This window comes from Krasilnikoviella flava (assembly GCF_900167525.1).
Classification (GTDB): Bacteria; Actinomycetota; Actinomycetes; order Actinomycetales; family Cellulomonadaceae; genus Isoptericola; species Isoptericola flavus.
In genome coordinates, this window is record NZ_FUZQ01000003.1 from 343,342 (window position 1) to 364,628 (window position 21,287).

Here is a 21,287-nt window from a genome sequence, read left to right on the forward strand (position 1 = left end):
CCCCACGCCCTGATCCCTCGCCGACCCCGTGACCTGCCGGTCCCACGGTAGACGGCGGTCCGTCCGGCTCGGGTTGCGGTCCGGTCGGCGCCGGGCGACCGTGCTGCCAGGCCGAACCTTCCTACTCCCCGGAGGAACGATGTCGTACGCACCGAAGGACCCGACCCCGGCGACGGCCGACGCGCTCGCCGCAGCCCGCACCCGGTACGCGCTGGACGACCGGGAGGACTACGAGACCGCCCGGCGGGGCAAGGTCGCCGACTTCCCCGGGGGGCAGGTACGGCTGGCGGACGGCACGGTCAGCTACGACGTCGGCCGGCTCGCGTTCCTCGACGGCGACGACCAGGAGGCGCCGGACTCGGTGGACCCCAGCCTGTGGCGCCAGTCCCAGCTGGTGCACGAGGCGGGCCTGTACCGGGTGGTCGACCGGATCCACCAGGTGCGCAACATCGACATCGGGAACGTCACCGTCGTCGAGGGCGACGGCGGGCTGATCGTCATCGACTGCTCGTCGTCCGTCGAGGCCGCCGCGGCGGCGCTGGCGCTGTACCGGCAGCACGTGGCGGACAAGCCGGTGGCCGCCGTGATCTACACGCACACCCACATCGACCACTACGGCGGCGTGAGGGGCGTGGTCGACGAGGCCGACGTCGCGGCGGGCCGGGTGCCGATCATCGCGCCCGGCACGGTCGCGAGCTTCGACAAGCACGCGATCGGGGAGAACGTCATCGCCGGGAACGCGATGAGCCGCCGCGCGGGCTACGCGTTCGGCAGTCTCCTCGAGCGCGATCCGCGCCAGGCGGTGTCGTGCGGCATCGGGTCCGCGACGGCGGACGGCCCGACCGTTTCGTACATCTCTCCCACCGACCCGATCACGGAGACGGGGCAGCGCCGCGTCATCGAGGGGCTGACGTTCGAGTTCCTGTACGCCCCGGACACCGAGGCGCCCGAGGAGATGCACATCTGGATCCCCGAGCTGAAGGCGCTCACCTGCGCGGAGAACGCGAACCACTCCCTGCACAACATCCAGACGCTGCGGGGCGCCCGCACGCGCGATGCCCGGAACTTCGCGCGGTACCTGGACGAGACGCTGGTGCGATGGGGCGACGAGGCGGAGGTGCACTACGGGCCGCACACCTGGCCGGTCTGGGGCAACGCGAAGATCGTGGAGTTCATCGAGTCCCAGCGCGACACGTACAAGTACCTGCACGACCAGGCGCTGCGCCTGGCCAACAAGGGGTACACGCCGCTGGAGGCGGCCGAGGTCGTGGACCTGCCGGAGGCCCTGGGCCGTCGATGGTTCAACCGCGGGTACCACGGCACGGTGCACCACGACGTGCGCGCCGTGTTCGCGAAGGAGCTGGGCCTGTGGGACGGCGACCCGGTGACCCTGCACCCGCACCCGCCGGTGGACACGGCGACCCGGTACGTGGCCGCCTTCGGCCGCGACGCGATCCTCGCGGAGGGCCGTCGCGCCGTCGACACCGGCGACTACCGGTGGGCGGCCCAGGTGCTGCACCACCTCGTCTTCGCGGACCCGGACGACGTCGAGGCGAGGGAGCTGCAGGCCGACGCCTACGAGCAGATGGGGTACCAGGCCGAGGGCCCGCAGTGGCGCGGCATCTTCCTCACGGCGGCCCGGGAGCTGCGCGAGGGCGTGCTCGAGGCCGCCTTCGCCACGGCCAGCCCGGACTCGGTGAGCCACATGCCCGTGGACATCCTCTTCGACTTCGTCGCGGTGCACGTGATCGGCGACCGGGCCGCCGACGTCGACCTGCGGTTCGACGTCGAGTTCACGGACCTCGGCGAGACCTGGTCGGCCCGGGTGCGCCACGGCGTGCTCAACGCCCGGCGGGGCGCGAGCCCGGACGCGCCGCTCACGCTGCGCGCCCCGCGGCCGCTGGCCGCGGCGGCCCTCCTGCAGCCGGCGGCCGCGGGGCGGCTCGCCGCGGCGGGGAAGGTCGCGCTCGACGGCGACGCCGCGGTGCTCGACGGGCTGGCCGCCGTCCTCGACGAGTTCGACCCGAACTTCCCGATCGTCACGCCCTGACCCGGCGCGACCGGGCCCTGCCGACCGCCTTGACCACCTCGACGAGCAGGAAGACGACGAGCGCCAGGCCCGCCGTCTTGCCCCACTCCTCGAGGCCGATGGGGGCGGCGGCGAACCAGTCGTGCATGAACGGGGCGTACACGAACACGCACTGCAGGGCGAGCAGGGCGGCGGCGGAGACCCAGATGACGCGGTTGCCGCGCAGCACGTCCAAGGTGAGGCTCGAGCGGTCCAGGAACCGGCAGTTGAACAGGTAGGCGAGCTGGCCCAGGGCCAGCATCGTCACGGCCGTGGTCTGCGCCTCGGCGAGGGGCGCGCCCTGGGCCCGCTCGGCATAGAAGACGAACAGCGTGGCGCCGCCGATGAGCAGCGACACGACGAGGATGCGGCGCACGAACGCGGCGTCGAGGATCGACGCCTTCGGGTCGCGCGGAGGCCGGGACATGATGTCGGGCTCGGCCCTCTCGTACGCGAGCCCGAGGGACAGGGTCACGGCCGTGATCATGTTGATCCACAGCACCTGCACCGGCGCGAGCGGCAGCACCAGGCCGAACAGCACGGCCACGAGGATGACCAGCGACTGCGCGCCGTTCGTCGGCAGCAGGAAGAGCACGGACTTGCGGATGTTGTCGTAGATCCGCCGCCCCTCCTCCACGGCGCGCTCGATGGTGGCGAAGTTGTCGTCGGCGAGCACCACCTCGGCGGCGTCCTTCGTCGCCTCCGTGCCCTTGATGCCCATCGCGACGCCGACGTCGGCCTGCGTGAGCGCGGGGGCGTCGTTGACGCCGTCCCCCGTCATCGCGACCACCTCGCCGTGCGCCTGCAGCGCGGAGACGATGCGGATCTTGTGCTCCGGGCTGGTGCGGGCGTACACCGACACGTCGCGCACGACGGCGCGCAGCTGCTCGGTGCTCATCGCCTCCAGCTCCGCGCCGGTGAGGACGGCGGGGGTCTCGCCGGGCTCGGGGGCGTCCACGATGCCCATCTCGCGGCCGATCGCCACGGCGGTGCCGGCGTGGTCGCCGGTGATCATCTTGACGCCGATGCCGGCGTCGCGGCACTGCGCGATGGCGTCGATCGCCTCCGGCCGCGGCGGGTCGACGATGCCGACCAGGCCGCACAGCTCGAGGCCGGACGCGACGTCGTCGACGTCGAGGGCCGTCGTGCCCTCCTCGGCACGGCGGCGGGCCGCTGCCAGCACCCGCAGGCCGCGGCCGCCGATCTCGTCGATCTGCGCCTCCCAGAACGCGCGGTCCAGCGGTTCGGCCGAACCGTCCGCGGCGGTCTGCGTGTCGCACCGGTCCAGCACGCGGTCGGGCGCCCCCTTGAGGTGCACGACCGGCCCGACGTCGGGCCCCCGGTCCAGGGTGGCCATGAACTTGTTCTCCGACTCGAACGGCACGAGGCCGACCCGCGACCAGCCCGTGGTGTCGAACCCCGCCTTCATGCCGAGGCTGCGCAGCGCACCCTCCGTCGGCTCGCCGACCAGCCGCCAGTCGTCGCCCTCCCCGGGCACGACGCGCGCGTCGTTGCACAGCATCATCACGGCGACCACGGCGGCGAGGTCGCGGTCCCCGGCGAGGTCCGCGTGCCGGTGCTCCCCGGCGGCCCCGGGGAGCGTGAGCTCCCCGACCGGCGCGTACCCGGCGCCCTCGACGTCGAACGCGCGGCCGGCGGTGCGCACCCGGCGCGCGGTCATCTCGTTCTTGGTGAGCGTGCCCGTCTTGTCCGAGCAGATCGTCGTGACGGAGCCGAGCGTCTCGACGGCGGGCAGCTTGCGCGTGATCGCGCGACGGCGCGCCATCTGCTGCACGCCGAGCGCCAGCGTGATCGTCACGAGCGCGGGCAGGCCCTCCGGGACGGCGGCGACGGCGAAGCCGATGGACGCCGAGACCAGCTCCGGCACGGAGAAGTCGTGCACCACCCGGCCGATGACGACCATCACCACGGCCATGCCCAGGATGAGCACCGCGAGCAGCTTGCCGAACCGGTCGAGCTGCTTCGTCAGCGGCGTCTCCAGGCTCGCGACCTCGGAGATCATCGTCTGGATGCGGCCGATCTCGGTGCGCTCGCCGGTGGCCGTGACCACGCCGACGCCCTGGCCGGCGGCGACCAGGGTGCCGGAGAACAGCATGCTGGTGCGGTCGCCCACCCCGGCGTCGGGGTCCACGACGTCGACCCGCTTGCTCGCCGCGACCGACTCCCCCGTGAGCGCCGACTCCTCGACCCGCAGGTTGGTGGCCTGCAGCAGCCGCACGTCGGCGGGCACCCGGTCGCCGGAGCGCACGCGCACGACGTCGCCCGGCACGACGTCGTCGGCGTCGACCTTGGCCCACGCGCCGTCGCGGCGGGCCTCGGCGTGCACGGACAGCATCTGGCGGATGCCGTCGAGCGCGCTCTCCGCCCGCCCCTCCTGGATGAAGCCGATCGCCGCGTTGACCACCGCGACCAGGAGGATCACCGTGAAGTCCACCCAGTCGCCCAGGATCGCCTTGAGCACCGCGGAGACCAGCAGGATGTAGATGAGCACGTCGTCGAAGTGCACCAGGACCCGCTTCCACAGCGGGTCCTTCTCCGGCGGCGGCAGCCGGTTGGGCCCGACCTCCGCGAGCCGCGCCGCGGCGTCGGCAGCGCTCAGGCCGCCGTCGTCCGTCCGGAGCGCGGCGAGCACCTCGGCGGGCGGTCGTGACCAGGGGGCCGGGTCCGTGGCGACGTCCTGCGCAGATCCCATGGCGCCATTCCACCCGCGATGGCCCGACGGCGCGCGGCGACCGACGATCAGGCGTCCGCGCCGAACTCCTGCGCGCGCAGCCAGGCGAGGTGGGTGTGCACCAGCGGCAGCACGGACGCCCCCTCCCCGCTGGCGGACGCGACCCGCTTCATCGAGCCCGCGCGCACGTCGCCGACGGCGAAGACCCCGCGCAGCGTCGTCTCCAGGCTCGCGGGCGGGCGGCCGTCCACCCACCGCTCCTGCGGCACGTCGCGGCCGGTGAGGACGAAGCCGTGCTCGTCACGGGCGAGGCCGCCGGGCAGCCAGCCGCAGTCGGGCTCCGCCCCCAGCAGGCAGAACAGGCCGTCGGCGTGCGTCTTCGACCGCTCGCCCGTGTCGAGGTCCTGGGTGACCAGCCACTGCAGGGCGCCCTCTCCCCCGCCGTCGACCACCGACGTGCGCGGCCGCACCGCGATCGTCGGCGTCGCGGCGATCTCCCGCACCAGGTAGTCCGACATCGTCTCGGCGATGCTCCCGCGGCGCACGAGGATCGTCACCGACCCGGCGAACTTCGCCAGGTGCACGGCGGCCTGGCCCGCCGAGTTGCCGCCGCCCACCACGACCACGTCCCGGTCGGCCATCTCGCGCGCCATCGAGCTCGCGGCGCCGTAGTGCACCCCTGCGCCGACGAGGTCGTCGACCCCCGGCACCCCGAGGCGGCGGTAGGAGACGCCGGTCGCGAGCACCACCGTGCGGGCGCACAGCTGGGCGCCGTCCACGTGCACGTGGTGGTGCTCCGGCTCGTGGGCGGGGCCGGGCTCGATCCGCGCCACCGGGCGGCCGGTGTAGAAACGGGCGCCGAACCGCCCCGCCTGCACGCGCGAGCGCTGCGCCAGCCGCATCCCCGAGATCCCGCGCGGGAAGCCGAGGTAGTTGCGGATCATCGAGCTCGAGCCGGCCTGGCCGCCGATCGCCTCCCGCTCCAGCACCACCGTCGACAGCCCCTCCGACGCCGCGTACACCGCGGCCGCCAGCCCTGCCGGGCCCGCCCCGACCACCACGACGTCCGCGATCTCCCCGGGCGGGATGGAGTCGTACCCGCCGTACATCGCCTCCGCCACGGCGGACGGCGTCGCGCCGGTCAGCACGCGACCCGCGAACGTGCGCACCACCGGCAGGGCGGCGCCCGGGCCCGCCGCGTCGAGGATCGCGCGCGCCGCGGCGTCGTCCGGGGCAAGCACCCGGTTCGGGACGCCGAGCCGCTCCAGCAGGTCGCGGACGGCGGCCGCCACGCGGTCGCCGGGCTCCGCGACGACCTCGGTGGACGTCACCGTGGGGCGGGCCACCGACCAGCCCCACTCCGACAGCAGCTCGACCAGCGCCACGTGGAACTCCTCGTCGCGCGCGCCCCGCGGGATGCCGACGAACGTGTCCATGTCGCGGCGCAGCAGCGCCGCCCGCATCTCGTCCAGGGCGTCGGCGTACTCGTCGCCGGAGATCAGCGCCACCCGCCGCGCGGTCGACACGACGGCCGGCACCTGGTGCAGGAGGTCGACGCCCGCCGAGTCCGGCAGGTGGCGCTCCGCGGCGATCATCGCCACCGGCACCCGGTCGGCCACCAGGTCGCGCAGCCGGTCCAGCGCCTCGCCGGTGGTGCCCACCAGCACGATCCGGTAGTCCCGGTCGTAGCGGGCGCGGAACTCCTGCTCCACCAGCGGCGCGTGCGCGTCGGCGACGAGCAGGATCACGGGACGGTCGGCAGGGCGCTCGGGCATGCGGTCAGGGTAGGGGGCGGCGCAATCCTCAGCAGATCTTGAGCCAGTCCTGGGCCGACCCGGGGGTGGCCCCGAGGTTCGCGTCGCAGGATCGACTCGTTCGACCCCACGATCTCCTCCCGGAGCACCATGACCACCTCGACGTCCGGTCCCCTCGGGGCCCCCGCGCGCACCTCCCCCTGGGCGCACGGTCAGGCCTTGCGGTCGGCGAGACCGACGGTGCTCCGGGAGGAACTCCCCCGGCAGGCGTCCGGCGTCGTCCCCGGCCTGCCCGCAGGGCGCCCGTCATGACGCCCCGCATGACGCCCGGCCTCACCCCCGGCATGGCCGTCGCGTGGCAGTCGCTCGTCGACGACCTCGACGGCGACCGCGCGGCGGTCGCAGGCTTCGCGGGCTCCTGGGCGGGCCTCCTGCCGCACCGCACCGGCATGCTCATCGAGGCGCTGGGGCACGCCGACGCCGACGCCGCGCGCGACGTGCTGCTGACCCTCACCTGCACCGCGGACATGCTCGGGGTGGACCGGCTCGCCGACGCCGCCTCGCGAGGCCTCGACGCCCTCGAGGACGAGGGGGTCGACGGCGCGCGGAAGCACGTCGAGCACATCGCGGACGAGGCCCGGACCGCCGCGATCCACGTGGCCGGCGCCCTCGCTCAGGAGAGCTGGTCGAACCGGTAGCCCACGCCCCGCACCGTGCTGATCCACCGCGGCGACGCCACGTCCTCGCCGAGCTTGCGGCGCAGGTTGGCCAGGTGCGCCTCCACGCTGCGCCGGTCCTGGTCGGTGATCGGTGTCCCGGTGTCGTACTCGTCCTCCCACAGCACGCGGACGAGGGCGTCCTTGGAGATCGCGCGCCCGGGCGCGGCGACGAGCGCGGCGAGCAGGTCGAACTCGCTGCGCGTGAGGTGCACCTCGACGCTGTCGACGGCCACCGTCCGGGCCGCGACGTCCACGACGAGCCCGTCGGACACCGCGGGCACGGCCGCGGCGCCCACCGCGGGCACCTGCCGGCGCGGCCGCCGGAGCATCGCCTCGATCCGGGCCCGCAGCTCCCGGGGCCGGAACGGCTTCGTCTGGTAGTCGTCGGCGCCCGCGTCGAGACCCATGAGGGCGTCGATCTCGTCGGTGCGCGCGGTGAGCATCACGACGTACGTGTCGGACACCGCGCGGATCCGCCGGCACACCTCGAAGCCGTCGATGTCGGGCAGGCCCACGTCGAGCGTCGTGACCAGCGGGTCGAAGGTGCGCACGAGCTCGACACCCTCCCGCCCCGACGCCGCGGTGCGCGTGGCGAAGCCCGCCTGCGACAGCACCGCGTCGAGGAGGTCGCGGACGTCCGGATCGTCCTCCACGATCACGGCCGTGCGCTCGCGGGCGTCCTCGACGCCGTTCAGATGGTGGGGTCCGGCGAGCATGACGACACGCTAGCGGGACGTCGCCCCTGGCGCAGCGCACGCCGACCCTCCCTAGACTCGCCGACGGCGGTGAACGGACCCGCCGGAGAGGGCGTCACCATGACGAGCACGTGCACGCACCTGGACCAGATCGACCCCGTCGCACCCGAGACGCTCGGCGAGTGTCCCGAGTGCGTCACCGCCGGCGGCACGTGGGTGCACCTGCGCGCCTGCCTGGAGTGCGGGCACGTCGGGTGCTGCGACTCCTCCCCCGCCCGGCACGCGACAGCGCACTTCCACGCCACCGCGCACCCCGTGATGCGGTCGATCGAGCCCGGCGAGCACTGGGGCTACTGCTTCCCGGAGGACCTGCTCGTCCCCGGGCGGGACATGCCGGGATCCGTCGGCTGACGGGTGCTGCCGTCCCGGCTCAGCCCTGCGCGCCCCGACGGGCGATGCCGCGGTTCGTCGCGGCGATCGCCGTGCGCTCGTCCTCGGACAGCCCGCCGCGCCGCAGGATCCGGCCCAGCACGTCGCTCTTGAGCAGGAGGTACTCGTCGATGTCGGCGGCCTCGACGCCCGCCCGTCGCTTGACCTCGCCGTACTCGTCGCGCAGGGCGTCGTCGGCCCGCAGCGCGTCCCGGACGGCGAGGTGGTTGCGCAGCGCGAGGCAGCCCTCGACGGCGACGTAGGTGTGGGTGGGCGCGAACCGCTCCGGCGCCTCGAAGGCGTACCGGCCCGCGATGCCGAGGTCGCCGCGCGGCTCGAAGCCGAGGCCGCCGAGGGCCGCCGACGCCGCCTCGACGTCGGGCCCGGCGACGACGACGTCGACGTCGATCACCGGCTTGGCGGCCAGGCCCGGGACGGCCGTGCTGCCCACGTGCTCGATGCCGCGGTACGGCACCCGCGCCGCCTCGAGCGCCTGCGCGTACGCGGCACGGAGCTGCTCGAAGCGTGCGGGCCAGCCCGGGTGGTACTCGACGACGGTGATCACGGCACCACGCTAGACGGGCGCCGCGGCCGAGGTCTCCGGCGGGACCCGGCGGTGGCACCGGGCCTAGGCGCCCGCGCCCGACGTCGTGCCGTCCGTGGCGGCGTCGTCGGAGTCCTCCTTCGAGGCGCCGCCGGCGGTGCCGAGCCCGCCCTGGCCCTGGCCGGCCTGAACCGCGTCCACGGCGAGCAGGTCGGAGACCGACTGCGACTCGCTCTTCAGCGTGTCCGCGTCCACCAGGTCGGACGCCTGGTCGGCGAGGGTCGCGGTGAGCGTGTCCAGGTAGTCCTGCGCGTCACCGGTGCCGTAGATCGACGCCGTGAGGTCCTCCACCGCGGACTCGTAGGCGGCGTTGAAGTCGTCGTTCTCCAGGAAGCGCGTGACGAGCGGGTTCTCCTGGCCGCCGACGCCGCCGCCCCCGCCCGGGCCGCCGCCCTGCGCGCCGTCAGGTCGCGTCATGCCCTCCGGCAGCTCCATCCCCTCGGGTGCGCCCGAGGGGCGCGCACCACCCTGGAGGCCGGGGCCACCGCCCATCGTGCCGAACCCGCCGTACGAGAGGTTCTGGTCCCACGCCACCACCTCCATGAGGCCGGACTCGGGGTCGTCGTGCAGGTACGCGTTGTTGCCGGGGCCGTCGATGTCGTCGGAGTTCGCCACGAGGTCCTGCGCCGCGAGGTACCGGGCGAAGGAGTCGACGTCGAGGTGGTCGCCCAGCTTCGCGGCGAAGTCCGCGTCCGACGAGTTGTTGACGAACTCGAGGAACGCCTGCAGCGGCTCGTACGCCGCGTCGTCGTCCGTCGACCCCGCGCTGTCGTACTTCGCCTCGAACGACTCGGCGTAGGCCGCCGCGTCGTCCTTGACCGCCCAGTCGCCGTCGGCGTCCGCCTTGTACGTGATGCCGCCGTCCGGGTAGGCGTCCTCGTTCCACAGGTCGTCGTCCGGCAGGTCGATCACCAGGCGCAGCTGCTCGTCGCCGCCGTTCACGCTGAACCGCGTGTAGGTCGCCTGCTCGGCGGTGACGTCCGCCAGCTCCAGCACCTTGAGCGCCACCGCCTCGTTGAGCGACGACTCGGTGTTGTTGCCGCGCACCACGAAGTCAGCGCGCCCGTCGTGCTCCTGGCCGTCCACGTCCTTGTCCAGGCGGATCAGCCACGGCAGGCCCGCCGGGTCGTCGGCCGACGCGTTGCCGTCGCCCTCGTCCGCGCCCGGCTGCTGCTGGCCCTCGTCGTTCGCCGCGCCGTCATGGGCGGCGGCGTCGTCGTCCGCGCTGGCCTGCGGCGCGACCGCGTCGCCACCGAGTCCCCGCAGGCTGGAGTTGCCCTTGAGCCGCAGCCCGACGTCGTCGTACTCGTCGCCGTCGATGGTGACGCTGGCGCTGATCCAGTCCTTGTCCCCCGTGTCCGCGAAGGTGTCGAGCATCTCCTGGTAGTCGTCCTCGTCGTACTCGACGGAGACCGTGTGCACGGCGGAGGTGTCGAAGAAGTCGCCGGCGTCGTCCGCCGACGCGCTCGCGTCGCACGCGGCGAGGGTGCCGGCGAGCGCCACGGCACCGGCCCCCGCGACGAGGCGCCGCGACGACGAGGAGGGGTGGAGGCCGCCGGTGGCGCGGCGGCGGGGGACGGTCGGGCGGCTGCGCATCATGCCGCACACGTCACCATCCCGGCCTGGGAGCACCCTTCGTGACCGATGGGAGTTCGATGGCGCGGGCACCACGACCGACTGAGACCCCCGCCCGGCGCCGCGCTCCCGCGGCGGCGCCGGGCCCCGTCAGACCCCGTCAGCCCACCGGGCGCACGCGCAGGATCTCGGTCCGGGAGATCGCGCGGTCGCGCACGTCGAGCCGCGCTTCGCGGTCGGGGTCGGCCATGAAGCCCGCGAGCGCCTCCTCGTCCGGCATCTCGATGAGCTGCACCTCGGTCGGTTGCACCGCGCCGTGCGCGGCGTCGTCGGTGTGGGCCACGTTGGTCACGCGCTGCAGCACCCGGCCGCCGTGCCGGGGCACCAGCGCCAGCACCTCGGTCTCGTAGTCCTCCAGGGTCTGGGCCTCGCCGTCGGCCGCCCACAGCAGCACGCACAGGGTGATCGCCATCGTCCACCTTCTCTCGTCGTCGTCCGGCCGATCCTGTCAGCCCTGCGCGACCCGCGCGGGAGACCCGCCGGTCAGACCACCCGGAAGGGGACGCCCAGCAGGTCCGCCGCGGCACGGTAGTCGTCCACCCGGTGGCCCACCGACAGCGACCAGTGGTGGCCGATACCGGTCGCGGACCAGGCGTCGACCCACTCCCCCGGGTCACGACCGAAGTCGACCCGGCTCGTCGTGTTCCCGATCTCCAGGAGCGGGCCGGCCACGACCTCACCCTGGGACGCGACGAGGGCCAGGGTCCCGTCCCGGTCCTGCCCCAACCCGAGCAGCGTGACCGGGCCGTGGCGGACGTCGAACTCCACTGACACCCCCCACCCCCGCTTCCCGTGGTAGACGCCGAGCCCGCGCAGCAGGGGGTCGCGCGCCGAGACCCCGAGATGGGCCGGGCCGTCGTGGCCCATCTCGACCACGCCATCCTCGAAGTTCAGCGCCTGGATCTCGCAGAACGACCCCCCGGCGCCCGCGACGTCGGTGATCAGCTGGGCCACGGTCGTCCGCAGCTCGTACTCCCCGGACGCCGGGACGCCCCGGCCGGTGAGCAGCGAGGCGCCCAGGATCATCCCCGCGGCCAGCCGTTCGTGCTGCTCCCCGTCCAGCCCGCGGTGGTAGTACGCGAGCGTGTCGAGCTCGAAGTCCTCGACCAGGCGGTCCAGCCCGACGGACACGCGCGCCCCCCAGGCGAAGTCGTCGTCGTCCACCGACCCGTCCAGCGTGAACACGTCGCGGGCCAGCGCCATGCGGTCCCGCGTCGCTGCGTCGGTGACCTCGGCCACCCGCACCCGCAGGTCGTCGATCTCGAGCACCTCGACGTGGGACCCAAAGGTGGTCGGCAGCAGCGTCAGGTCGGTCGACACGTCGAGCATGCCGGGGTACACGTGCCCGAGGAGCCCGTGGCGAGCGTGCCGCAGCGCCGCCCGGACGTGCGCGGCGGTGACCCACCGCTCGATGCGGCGCCAGGCCGACTCCTGCCGGAGCCAGCCGGAGACGGAGCGGAACGGGATGCCCGCCCGGCGGAAGACGTTTCCGATCTCCGGGACGGGGCACTGGCCGCAGTAGGCGAGCCATGCCCCGGTGTCGAAGGCGGCGTGGTCCATCTTCTCGCTGGGCTGCAGGTCGATCACCAGCACCGGGGCACCGGTCCGCTGGGCGATCGGCAGCACCATGGACGACGTCAGGTAGGTGGTCAGGAAGAGGACGATGACGTCGCAGTCGGCCTGTCGCAGCCGTTCTGCGGCACGGGCCCCCTCCTGCGCATCGGAGACGAACCCCACGTCGGTGACCTCGGCGTCCATGCGGCCGAACCGGTCCGCGACGTAGCGGGCGGACTCCTGGAGCTGCGGGAGCAGCTCGGGGAACTGTGGCCAGTACGTGCCGAGGCCACCGGCGACGAGGCCGATCCGGGCCTTGCGGCGTCGCACCCGCGTGAGCGGGTCGGGCACGGCGGTGAGGTCCTGGGTCATGCGTGTGACTCCTCCGTCTCGGAGCGGTGGCGGTGGGCGTCGGCCCACTCCTGTCAGGTCGCGGGGGCCGAGTCCCGGACGACGAGCGAGGGCTGGAACAACGTGGCGGAGTGCTGGTGCTCCCGCCCGCCGTCCACCTGGTCCCCGATCTCGCGGACGAGCGTCTCGACGGCGGTACGGCCCATGAGGAGCTTCGGCTGCGACACGGTCGTCAGCGGCAGCGGCCCGTCCGTGGCGAGGGCGAGGTCGCCGTACCCGACCACCGCCGCGTCGTCGGGCACCCGCACGCCCGCGTCCGCGAGGCCGCGGATCACGCCCGTCGCGAGCTGGTCGTTGGTGCAGAAGACGCCGTCGACGCCGCCCGCCGCCGCGAGGGCGTTCCCGGCACGCCGCCCGGCGTCGATCGTCATCTCCTCGACCGTGAGCTCGGTCATCGTGTCAGGGTCCACGCCCGACCGTCGCAGCTCCTTCCGCGCACCGGCTCTCCGGTTGGCGCACTGCTCGATCGTGCGGGGCCCGTTGACGAGCGCGATCCGCGGCCCGCGGAGCGCGAGCAGGTGCCGCACGGCGAGGCGCCCGCCGAGGACGTCGTCGATGGCGACGGAGCACCCCTCGTCGCGCTCGGCGATGCGGTCCACCAGCACCAGGTGGGTGCCGACGCGACGCAGCGTCGAGAGCCGCGACGACCCCGCCGACAGGGGGACGACAAGCGCGCCGGCGGCCCGCTGCTGGGCGAGCAGCTCGAACTGGCGTCGCTCGCGGGCCGGGTCGTCGTGGTTGACGCAGAGCGCGACGCTGTACCCCGCGTCGTCGGCGGCGGCGGTGACGCCCTCGGCGATGGCGGCGTAGAACGGGTTGGTGATGTCGGGCACGACGAGGCCGACGAGCCGGCTCGTTCCCGTGCGCAGCGCGACCGCCGCCCCGCTGCGGACGTAGTCGAGCTCGTCCAGTGCGGCCACGACCCGCTCACGGGTCGCCGGCGCCACCAGCTCCGGACGGTTCAGCACGTTCGACACCGTGGCGGTCGACACGCCGGCGAGCCGCGCCACGGCGACCAGTCCGCTGGCCTTCTTCGTCATCTCATCGCCTCCTGAGGGCCGCCGTCACGGCACGGGGACATCGTCGCCCACCCGACGCAGGAGCCGGACCGGACCGCGCACGCCGGTCCGGAGCTGTGACGGCCGCAGGAAGTGCGTCGGACCGACCGAGTCGAGGCGGGGCCCAAGGGTGCCGTACACCGTGACGGCGAGCTCGTGCTCACCGGCCCCGAGCTCGCCCAGGTCGACCGCGAACGGGCCGCAGAAGAGCTCCGCGACCATCTCGTCGTCGACCGCCACCACGACGGCCCCGCGCACGCGTCCGAGGTCGAGACGCAGCCGCTCCCCCTCGCCCCCTCGGATCGACCGCGTCGAGCGGACTGCGCCGCTCCACGCCCCGAGCCCGGCGTCCGGCCAGTCCTCGAACGGCCCGGCGAACGGGCCCGTGCGCACCACGACCGGGCCGTCCCACGAGGCTCCCCCGACGTCGAACGCCCGCGGCGCCGTGCGCACGACGAGCGGGGTGGGACGTCCGAGCGGCGCGTCCAGCGCGAGCCGGCCGTCCTCGACGTCCACCTCGGCCCCGCCGAGCTCCGCGCTCACGGCCGGCACGGGCAGGTCCGCCTCGATCGTGCCCGCGGGCAGGAGCACCTCGAACTCCTGCGCGCGTGGCGTGGCAGACCGCGCGGCCGAGAACCGCACCGTGGGTTCCCCGAGCTCCGGCTCGCCGGCGAGCCAGGCCGTGTCGGGCAACGGGTGCGGGCGCCGGACCGCGTGGGTGTGGGTCAGCCCCGCCCCGAGGCCCCGCACCACCCGCACGCCGGCGTCCCCCGCGCCGGTGGTCCACCCCGGACCGCTCACCACGGCCTGCCGAGAACCCGGGCCGCGCACGACGGCGTCGATCGACACCGCGTGGGCGAGGTCGGCCGTCTCCGCGACGACGCGGAGCTCGTGCTCCCCGGCCGCGAGGGCCCCGAGCCGGTGGGTGAAGAACATCGGCCGGTCGCCGGCGTCCGACTCGTAGTACTGGACCTTCTCCTGCCGGGCGACGGGCACCCCGTCGAGCTCGATCCGCAGGGCGGCGGTGGAGCCGGCCACCACCGTGACGTCGGTGGCGTCGGCGGTGGTGCGGAACCCGGTGCGCAGGTCACCCTCCCCGCCGGCCACGTGCGCCGGCGCGACGAACTCGGGTCGGTCGACGTGGCGGCCGGGCCGTTCGAGCATGAACCACGACCCCACGGTGTCCGGACGGGTCCCGTGCACCGAGGCGGGAAGCTCGCTGGGGCCCACGCGGTACTCCAGGACGGCGGTGCGGCCGGCGAACCGCACGGGAACGGTCGTCGCGTACCGGTCGTCGCCCGCACACGGCACGCCGTCGAACCAGACCTCGGTCGACGCCGGGGCCGCCACGGTGAGCAGGTACTCCCCGGGCTCGTCAACGCGCAGCACCGTGCGCACGGTGACGTGCTCGCCCTCGCCGGCCGCGGGCAGCACCAGGAACTCCTCGGGCACGAACCCCTTCGGCTCGTACCGGTGCCCGTCGTCGGTGTCGAGGCCGCGGGACGCCGAGAACCGGTGCACCCGCCACGGCTCCCCGCCGTGCGGGCCCGCGAGGTCCGAGCCCTCGCGCACCCGTGCCGTCTCCCGCTCCCCCAGCGGCCCGGGCGGCGCCGTCGTCGGGCCGTGGACCAGCACCTGCTGGCCGAACGTCGCGCGCACCTCGGCCTGCTCGCCGTCGCCGTCCCGCCAGCGCATCCGCCAGACCTCCAGCGGGACGTCGTCCGGGCCCGCCGGCAGCGCCATGTCGCCCCAGGTGTTGTCCAGCGTGGGGACGAGCTCGTGGGTCCACCCGTCGTCGAGCGGCTCCTGGGTCACGGGAGAAGCGACGGCAGGGGCCGCCACCTGGCGCGGGGACGGACGGTCGCCGGCGCGCCAGACGACGAAGACGGCGGGCGCACCGGCGAGGTCGACCTCGATGGTGCTCCCGGACGCCGTGGGGGTGACCCGCGCCGGCCGCCGCTCGCCGGTGGCAGGGTTCCACACCTCCGCCTCGCGCACCGGGCCGGCCACCTCCACCCGGGTGGTCGCCGCGTACCGGGACGGGTCGACGTCGATCTCGTCCCAGTGCAGCGAGTCCGGGTCCTGGCGCAACGGGTACGCGGTGGCGTTGGGCTCGGCGGCCGGGACGAAAGCGACCACCAGGTCGCCGGAGCTGCGCGCGCGCAGCCCGTGCGGGGCCCACGCCGGAGTGCCCGCGGCCGCGGCCAGCCGCACCGCCTGCTCCGGCGTGTCCACGCGGAGCAGCTTCGGGTGCCCGGCCAGGGCCGCGAGCGCCGCCGCGGCGCGTGCTCCCGGGTCCCGGCCGGCCACCGCCTGCGGGACGGCCCCCACGACCACGACCTGGCCGCCGTCGTCGAGCAGCGCGACGAGCTGCTCCGCGGTGCCGGGAAGGAGGTGCGTGGCCGACGGCAGCAGCACCGTACGGAACCCGACCTGGCCTGCCTGCAGACGTCCGCCGCCGGCCGTGGCACGACGCAGCGAGTCCTCGTCGACGACGTCGAAGTCGATGCCCGCCCGGTCGAGCAGGCTCGGGGCGTGGCGGAACCAGTTGTTGGTGCCGACGAGCGCCAGGTAGGCGGCGTGCGCACGGTCGGTCCGCTCGTGCGGGCCGCCCACGCTCCCGTCGCCGAAGTAGTCGATCGGCTCGTCCGGCGCCAGCTCGGCGTGCCCGGTGGTCGAGGGGTAGAGCACGCCGACGTCCACGACGTGCTCACCCCAGGTGAGCAGCGCGGACGTCCGGGCGATGGCGCGCGCGAAGCTCGGGTACACGGCGTAGTAGGGCTGCCGGAAGTCGGTTCCGGGCGGCGCCCACTCGAACCAGCCGGCCCGCGTGTCGAAGTACGTGGCGTGCGGGTTGTACAGGTCGGCCCCGCTGCGGAAGAACGGGAGCAGCCAGTCCCACGTGTCCTCGAGCGTGCCGCCCCAGCCGCTCGAGTGGAACGACTCGATCCACACCCGCGGGTGCCCGTACAGGTCGGCCATCGAGGAGTGGACCCGGGCGTCGCCCTCGTGGTCGCTGCCGACGGCGTTGACCCACCGGTGCGTGGCGAAGTAGTCGCCGTACAGCTGCGAGCTCTGCGTCGGCCAGCCGGCGCGGGCCGGGTTGGTCTGGTCCGCGCCCATGAGCATGCCCCGCCGCTCGTGCCACTCGCCGAGCGGGCGGAAGAACGCCTCCTCGGCCAGCTGCGTGCGCACCAGGTGGTAGTCGGCGCGCAGCCCGTCGTCGGCGTCGCCGCCGCGCTCCCACAGGGACGGCAGGTGGTCGAGGAGGTCGTAGCCCCGGCGGCGCTCGAACTCGGCCGCGAACCGGGCGGACCAGGTAGGCATGGCCGGCAGCTCGTCCTGGAAGCTGCCCACGACGACCGAGCCCAGCCGCTCGCCGAGCCGGCGGTCGAACTCGCCGTGCACCGCGTCGAGCAGCAGCCCGCACGCCTGCGGGCCGAGGTAGTCGAACGCCGTGTCGCGCCAGCTCACGACCCGCACACGGGTGCCCGGCGCGGCGCCGACCCGCCCGTCGCGCACCTCGAGGCGCTCCCAGCCGGTGCCGGTGCGGGCGCCGTAGACGCCGAGGAGGTGGTCGCGCCCACCGAGCGGCACGACACCGTCCCCGCGCACCTCGGTGACCTCGGTGTGCAGGACCCGGCCCGCCGCGTCGGGGTGCGCGGCGACGATGGTGCCCTGCACGTTGGCCCCCGAGAACCCGATCTGGTCGTAGAACCAGAGCCGGACGCCGACCTCCTCGGCCACGTCGCAGGCGTAGGCGACGAGCTCCCACCACTCCTCGCTGAACCACGGTGGGTCGTCCGGCGGCGCCCCGTAGGTCGGGCCCTTCGGGGCGAGGTTCATGAGCACGACGTCGTGGATCGCCCCCTCGACGAAGCGCTCGAGCTGCCAGCGCACGCGCTCGCGGGTCACCCGGCCACCGCTCCACCACCACAGCGGCACCGGTCCGTGGTGCGTCGGCGGGTGGTCGAAGAGGTCGATCAGCTGCGGGTCCACCAGGGTTCCTTCCATGGGGCTTCCGTGGGTGCGGTCGAGCGGGTGGCGGTCAGGCGGCGGCCGAGCGGGCCTGCTCGCGCAGGAGCGTCGCCCGCTCCTCGCGGCGTCGTGCCTGCAGGACGGGGTCGGCGACCGGCGTCGCCATCTGGAGCCGCCGGCTGTACGGGTGCCGGGGGTCCCGGGCGATCTGCTCGGCAGTCCCCTCCTCGACCACCCGCCCTCCCAGGAGCACCGCGGTGCGGTCGCTCATCGCCCGCACGACTCCCAGGTCGTGACTGATGAACAGGTACGAGACGTCCGTGCGCGCCTGGATGTCCCGGAGCAGCCCGAGGACCCGGGTCTGGGTGCTCATGTCGAGGGCGCTGGTGGGTTCGTCGCAGATGATGAGCCGGGGACGCAGCGCCAGGGCGCGCGCGATCGCGATGCGCTGCCGCTGCCCCCCGGAGAACTCCCGCGCCCGCCGCCGTCCGGCGTCCGCGGGCAGGCCGACGGCGTCGAGCAGCTCGCGCACCCGTTCTCGCCGCGACGCGGGCGTCCCCTCTCGGATCGGCTCGGCGAGGATGTCCGCGATCGACATCGACGGGTTGAGCGAGGAGTACGGGTCCTGGAAGATCGCCTGCACTCCCCGCGCCCGGTCGCGGCGCTCCCGGCGACGCAGACCGCTGATCTGGGTGCCGTCGAGCAGGATGCGGCCGGACGTGACCGGCGCGAGCCCGAGGACCGCGCGCCCGATCGTCGTCTTGCCCGAACCGGACTCGCCGACCAGGCCGAGGGTCTCGCCCGGGGCGATCTCGAGGCTCACGTCGTCGATCACCCGCTTGGGCGCGCGCAGGCGCCCCGACCGGTACTCGACGACGAGGTCCTCCACCCGCAGCAGCGGCCCGTGGTCCGTCGTGGTCATCACGCCTCCTCGGGGTCGAGCGCGGACGACAGCAGCTCGCGCGTGTACGGGTGCTCGGGTGCGGCGAACAAGGCGCGGACCTCCTGGTGCTCGACGATCGTGCCGTGACGCATGACGCTCACGGTGTCGCAGATGTCGGCCACGACACCGAGGTCGTGGGTGACGAGGAGCATCCCCAGGCCGCGCTCGTCACGCAGCTCCCGCAGGAGGGCGAGGACGTCGGCCTGGACGGTGACGTCGAGCGCCGTCGTCGGCTCGTCGGCGACGATGAGCTCGGGGTCGCCCGCGATGGCGCCGGTGATGAGCACCCGCTGTGCCATGCCGCCCGAGATCTGGTGCGGGTACATCGCGAAGACCGCCTCGGGGTCGGCGATCCCGACCCGGCCCAGGAGCCCCAGCAGGTGCGTGCGCGCCTGGTCCTTCGACATCCGCTTCACCGCCCGCAGACCGAGGGTGAGCTGGCGCCCGATGGTGATCGTCGGGTCGAGGTTGCTCATCGGCTCCTGCGGCACGTACGCGATGCGGGTGCCGCGCGCCCGCCGCATCGCCCGGGGGTCGGCGAGCAGGTCGGCGCCGTCGAACAGCACCGCCCCGCCCAGCACCGTCGCGTCCTTGGGCAGCAGCCCCAGCATCGCGAACGCGGTCTGGGACTTGCCGGACCCGGACTCGCCGACGAGGCCGTGGATCTCGCCGCGGTGCACGCACAGGTCGACGCCGTCGACGACCGCACGCACGTCGCTCTCCCCGTCCGGGTAGCCGATAGCGAGCCCGCGGACCGTCACGAGCGCCTCCGCCTCGGGGGCGGTGGACGGCGAGGGACGGGCCGCGCGCGCCGCTCGTGCCTCTGCGACGCGGTCGGCCGTCGCTGCGCGGCGCCGGCCAGAGCCCTGCAAGGCGTCGCGCAGCGCGTTGCCCAGCAGCACGAACGCCAGCGTCGTGAGGCTCACGAGCACCGCCGGGGCGACGACACCCTGCGGGTTGAGGTAGATCGCGGAGAACGCCTGCTCGAGGACGCCGCCCCACGACGGGACGCTCGGGTTGCCCAGGCCGAGGAACTCCAGGCCCGCCTGGATGCCGATGCCGGCCGCCAGCACGTACCCGCTCTGGATGAGGATCGGCGCGCGGACCGCCGTCAGCACGTGCCGGAAGACGATGCGCAGGTCGGACAGGCCCGAGACCTTGGCGGCGTCGATGTAGAGCTCGCCGCGCACCTGGGCCACGACCGCGCGCACGAGCCGGTAGTTGGCGGGGGCGATGAGCACGCCGAAGACGGCCATCGCCGTCGGGATCGACGGCCCGATGACGGAGTAGAGCGCGATGAGGAGCACGATTCCCGGCAGGGCCATGATCGCGTCGGCGATCCAGCTCGCGACCACCTCCGTGCGGCCGCGGAAGTAGCCCGCGAGCAGCCCTCCCACCACCCCGACGACGGTCGAGACGACGAGGACGATGACACACGCGACGAGCGTGCCTCGGGTGGCCCAGAGCAGGCGGGAGAGCACGTCCCTGCCGGAGGAGTCGCCGCCGAGCAGGAAGTCTCCGTCGCTGAACGGGGCGGCGTTCGCCTGGGAGAGGTCGACGAAGTTCGGGGAGTTCGGCGCGATCAGCGGGGCGAACACGCCCACGACGACCACGAGGGCCACGTACCCCATGGCGCCGAGGGCCAGCGGGTCGTGCAGGAGGCGCCGCAGTGCTGCGTCGCCGCCGCGCCCGTCGTCGCGCGGTCCCGGCGGCGTCCCGGCCTCGGGACGGGCGTCGCGCGCGTCGAGGCCGGCCTGGGTGGTCTGCACCGTGCTCATGCGAGCCTCACCTTCGGGTTGATCCAGGCACCGACGACGTCCGCCACGAGGTTCACGACCACGACGACGAGGACGGTGAAGACGACGCACCCCATGACGACGGGGACGTCGGAGCGCATGGTGGTCTCGAGCGCGAGGTCGCCGACCCCGGGGAGCGCGAACACCTGCTCGATGAGGACGACGCCGCCGAGCATGCCGATCGTCTGGAGGCTGAGGATCGTCAGGCCGGGCGCGGCCGCGGCGCGCAGCACGTGCCGGGCGACGATGGGGAACTCGCCGATCCCGCGCGAGCGCAGGGTGCGCACGAAGTCCTGCTGGAGGACGTCGGAGATCGCGCCGCGGAACTGCTGCGCCGCGCCGCCCACGGAGCCGACGAGGATGGCGAGCACGGGGAGCACCAGCGACCGCGCCCACCCCCCGGGGTCAGTGGTGACGGGGACGTAGCCGGTGGCGGGCAGGGCGCCCCACCCGACGGCGACCGTCAGCACCAGGATGATCGCGACGATGAACCCGGGGACCGCCGCGCCCGCGACCGCGAGGAGCTGCAGACCGCGGTCGAGCCAGCCGCCGCGCACGGCGGCGAGCGTGCCGACCAGCACGCTGATCAGTGCCGTGAGCAGCACGACGATGACGGTCAGGGAGAGCGTGACGGGGAGCCTCGTGAGGAGCATCGCCGTCACGGGCTCGCCCGTGAAGTAGCTGTTGCCGAGGCTCCCGTGCAGGACGCCCTGGACCCAGTCCAGGTACTGCGTCACGACGGGCTGGTCCAGGCCGAGCTGGACGGCCTTGGCCTCGACGGCCTCCTGGGTCGCGCTCTCCCCCAGCGTGGCGCGCGCGATCGTGGCGCCGTCGCTGAAGATCAACAGGAACGTCGCGCAGGTGACGACGACGACGAGCAGGAGCGCCGAGGCGAGCCGGCGCAGCGTGAATCCGATCATGAGATGCCCCACCTCCTTGTGTGGCCTGTGC

Annotated in this window: 15 protein-coding genes; 3 read left to right on the forward strand and 12 right to left on the reverse strand. The window is 74.2% G+C overall.

Translation table 11 applies throughout. From position 1 onward, the window contains the following. Nucleotides 1-139: 139 nt before the first annotated feature. Nucleotides 140-2,050: an alkyl/aryl-sulfatase gene (locus tag B5Y66_RS09555; protein ID WP_079573857.1), complete on the forward strand. Its 1,911-nt coding sequence runs from the start codon at nt 140-142 to the stop codon at nt 2,048-2,050. Here the strand turns inward: B5Y66_RS09555 and B5Y66_RS09560 are convergent. Further along, on the reverse strand, nt 2,040-4,781 hold the full coding sequence (locus B5Y66_RS09560) for an HAD-IC family P-type ATPase (protein ID WP_079573859.1): 2,742 nt from the start codon (nt 4,779-4,781) through the stop codon (nt 2,040-2,042). The two genes, B5Y66_RS09555 and B5Y66_RS09560, sit on opposite strands and share 11 nt — an antisense overlap. A gap of 47 nt (nt 4,782-4,828) precedes the next feature. After that, nucleotides 4,829-6,535, reverse strand: a complete 1,707-nt coding sequence (locus B5Y66_RS09565; RefSeq protein ID WP_079573861.1) for an FAD-dependent oxidoreductase — start codon at nt 6,533-6,535, stop codon at nt 4,829-4,831. A 287-nt stretch (nt 6,536-6,822) separates the two neighbouring features. Here B5Y66_RS09565 and B5Y66_RS09570 point away from each other — a divergent pair, with 287 nt between their 5' ends. Continuing rightward, a complete protein-coding gene (locus B5Y66_RS09570; RefSeq protein ID WP_139820819.1) occupies nt 6,823-7,212 on the forward strand; it encodes a hypothetical protein in 390 nt (129 codons plus the stop codon). On the opposite strand, the gene B5Y66_RS09575 is transcribed toward B5Y66_RS09570, so the two are convergent. Further along, nucleotides 7,188-7,949: a response regulator transcription factor gene (locus B5Y66_RS09575; RefSeq protein ID WP_079573865.1), complete on the reverse strand. Its 762-nt coding sequence runs from the start codon at nt 7,947-7,949 to the stop codon at nt 7,188-7,190. The two genes, B5Y66_RS09570 and B5Y66_RS09575, sit on opposite strands and share 25 nt — an antisense overlap. A gap of 99 nt (nt 7,950-8,048) precedes the next feature. Between B5Y66_RS09575 and B5Y66_RS09580 the strand changes: the two genes are divergently transcribed. Beyond that, on the forward strand, nt 8,049-8,339 hold the full coding sequence (locus tag B5Y66_RS09580) for a UBP-type zinc finger domain-containing protein (protein WP_079574429.1): 291 nt from the start codon (nt 8,049-8,051) through the stop codon (nt 8,337-8,339). 19 nt (nt 8,340-8,358) lie between these two features. On the opposite strand, the gene B5Y66_RS09585 is transcribed toward B5Y66_RS09580, so the two are convergent. The 9 genes from B5Y66_RS09585 to B5Y66_RS09625 all read right to left on the reverse strand — a co-directional run bounded on the left by B5Y66_RS09585 (nt 8,359) and on the right by B5Y66_RS09625 (nt 21,256). Then, nucleotides 8,359-8,922, reverse strand: a complete 564-nt coding sequence (locus tag B5Y66_RS09585) for a GrpB family protein (protein WP_079573867.1) — start codon at nt 8,920-8,922, stop codon at nt 8,359-8,361. A 63-nt stretch (nt 8,923-8,985) separates the two neighbouring features. After that, nucleotides 8,986-10,560 carry a CotH kinase family protein gene (locus B5Y66_RS09590; protein ID WP_079573869.1) on the reverse strand — a complete coding sequence of 525 codons (1,575 nt, stop codon included), beginning with the start codon at nt 10,558-10,560 and terminating at the stop codon, nt 8,986-8,988. Nucleotides 10,561-10,696: 136 nt separating this feature from the next. Beyond that, nucleotides 10,697-11,008, reverse strand: a complete 312-nt coding sequence (locus B5Y66_RS09595; RefSeq protein ID WP_079573872.1) for a DUF1330 domain-containing protein — start codon at nt 11,006-11,008, stop codon at nt 10,697-10,699. Between the two features lie 71 nt (nt 11,009-11,079). Then, nucleotides 11,080-12,522: an L-fucose/L-arabinose isomerase family protein gene (locus B5Y66_RS09600; RefSeq protein WP_079573874.1), complete on the reverse strand. Its 1,443-nt coding sequence runs from the start codon at nt 12,520-12,522 to the stop codon at nt 11,080-11,082. A 53-nt stretch (nt 12,523-12,575) separates the two neighbouring features. Next, nucleotides 12,576-13,601, reverse strand: coding sequence for a LacI family DNA-binding transcriptional regulator (locus B5Y66_RS09605; protein WP_079573876.1), 1,026 nt, complete (start codon nt 13,599-13,601; stop codon nt 12,576-12,578). 24 nt (nt 13,602-13,625) lie between these two features. Continuing rightward, entirely contained in the window at nt 13,626-17,633 is a 4,008-nt protein-coding gene (locus tag B5Y66_RS09610) for a glycosyl hydrolase (protein WP_139820820.1), read from the reverse strand. A gap of 34 nt (nt 17,634-17,667) precedes the next feature. Continuing rightward, a complete protein-coding gene (locus tag B5Y66_RS09615; RefSeq protein WP_079573880.1) occupies nt 17,668-18,519 on the reverse strand; it encodes an ATP-binding cassette domain-containing protein in 852 nt (283 codons plus the stop codon). Further along, nucleotides 18,519-20,318, reverse strand: coding sequence for a dipeptide/oligopeptide/nickel ABC transporter permease/ATP-binding protein (locus tag B5Y66_RS09620; protein ID WP_079573882.1), 1,800 nt, complete (start codon nt 20,316-20,318; stop codon nt 18,519-18,521). Before B5Y66_RS09620 ends, B5Y66_RS09615 begins: the two co-directional genes overlap by 1 nt. Then, a complete protein-coding gene (locus B5Y66_RS09625; protein ID WP_079573884.1) occupies nt 20,315-21,256 on the reverse strand; it encodes an ABC transporter permease in 942 nt (313 codons plus the stop codon). Before B5Y66_RS09625 ends, B5Y66_RS09620 begins: the two co-directional genes overlap by 4 nt. Nucleotides 21,257-21,287 lie beyond the last annotated feature (31 nt).

Excerpts from the sequence above, each read along its gene's own strand:
- B5Y66_RS09555 (WP_079573857.1), top strand. The coding sequence starts at position 140 with ATGTCGTACGCACCGAAGGACCCGACCCCGGCGACGGCCGACGCGCTC.
- B5Y66_RS09560 (WP_079573859.1), bottom strand. The coding sequence starts at position 4,781 with ATGGGATCTGCGCAGGACGTCGCCACGGACCCGGCCCCCTGGTCACGA.
- B5Y66_RS09565 (WP_079573861.1), bottom strand. The coding sequence starts at position 6,535 with ATGCCCGAGCGCCCTGCCGACCGTCCCGTGATCCTGCTCGTCGCCGAC.
- B5Y66_RS09570 (WP_139820819.1), top strand. The coding sequence starts at position 6,823 with ATGACGCCCCGCATGACGCCCGGCCTCACCCCCGGCATGGCCGTCGCG.
- B5Y66_RS09575 (WP_079573865.1), bottom strand. The coding sequence starts at position 7,949 with ATGCTCGCCGGACCCCACCATCTGAACGGCGTCGAGGACGCCCGCGAG.
- B5Y66_RS09580 (WP_079574429.1), top strand. The coding sequence starts at position 8,049 with ATGACGAGCACGTGCACGCACCTGGACCAGATCGACCCCGTCGCACCC.
- B5Y66_RS09590 (WP_079573869.1), bottom strand. The coding sequence starts at position 10,560 with ATGATGCGCAGCCGCCCGACCGTCCCCCGCCGCCGCGCCACCGGCGGC.
- B5Y66_RS09595 (WP_079573872.1), bottom strand. The coding sequence starts at position 11,008 with ATGGCGATCACCCTGTGCGTGCTGCTGTGGGCGGCCGACGGCGAGGCC.
- B5Y66_RS09600 (WP_079573874.1), bottom strand. The coding sequence starts at position 12,522 with ATGACCCAGGACCTCACCGCCGTGCCCGACCCGCTCACGCGGGTGCGA.
- B5Y66_RS09605 (WP_079573876.1), bottom strand. The coding sequence starts at position 13,601 with ATGACGAAGAAGGCCAGCGGACTGGTCGCCGTGGCGCGGCTCGCCGGC.
- B5Y66_RS09610 (WP_139820820.1), bottom strand. The coding sequence starts at position 17,633 with ATGGAAGGAACCCTGGTGGACCCGCAGCTGATCGACCTCTTCGACCAC.
- B5Y66_RS09615 (WP_079573880.1), bottom strand. The coding sequence starts at position 18,519 with ATGACCACGACGGACCACGGGCCGCTGCTGCGGGTGGAGGACCTCGTC.
- B5Y66_RS09620 (WP_079573882.1), bottom strand. The coding sequence starts at position 20,318 with ATGAGCACGGTGCAGACCACCCAGGCCGGCCTCGACGCGCGCGACGCC.
- B5Y66_RS09625 (WP_079573884.1), bottom strand. The coding sequence starts at position 21,256 with ATGATCGGATTCACGCTGCGCCGGCTCGCCTCGGCGCTCCTGCTCGTC.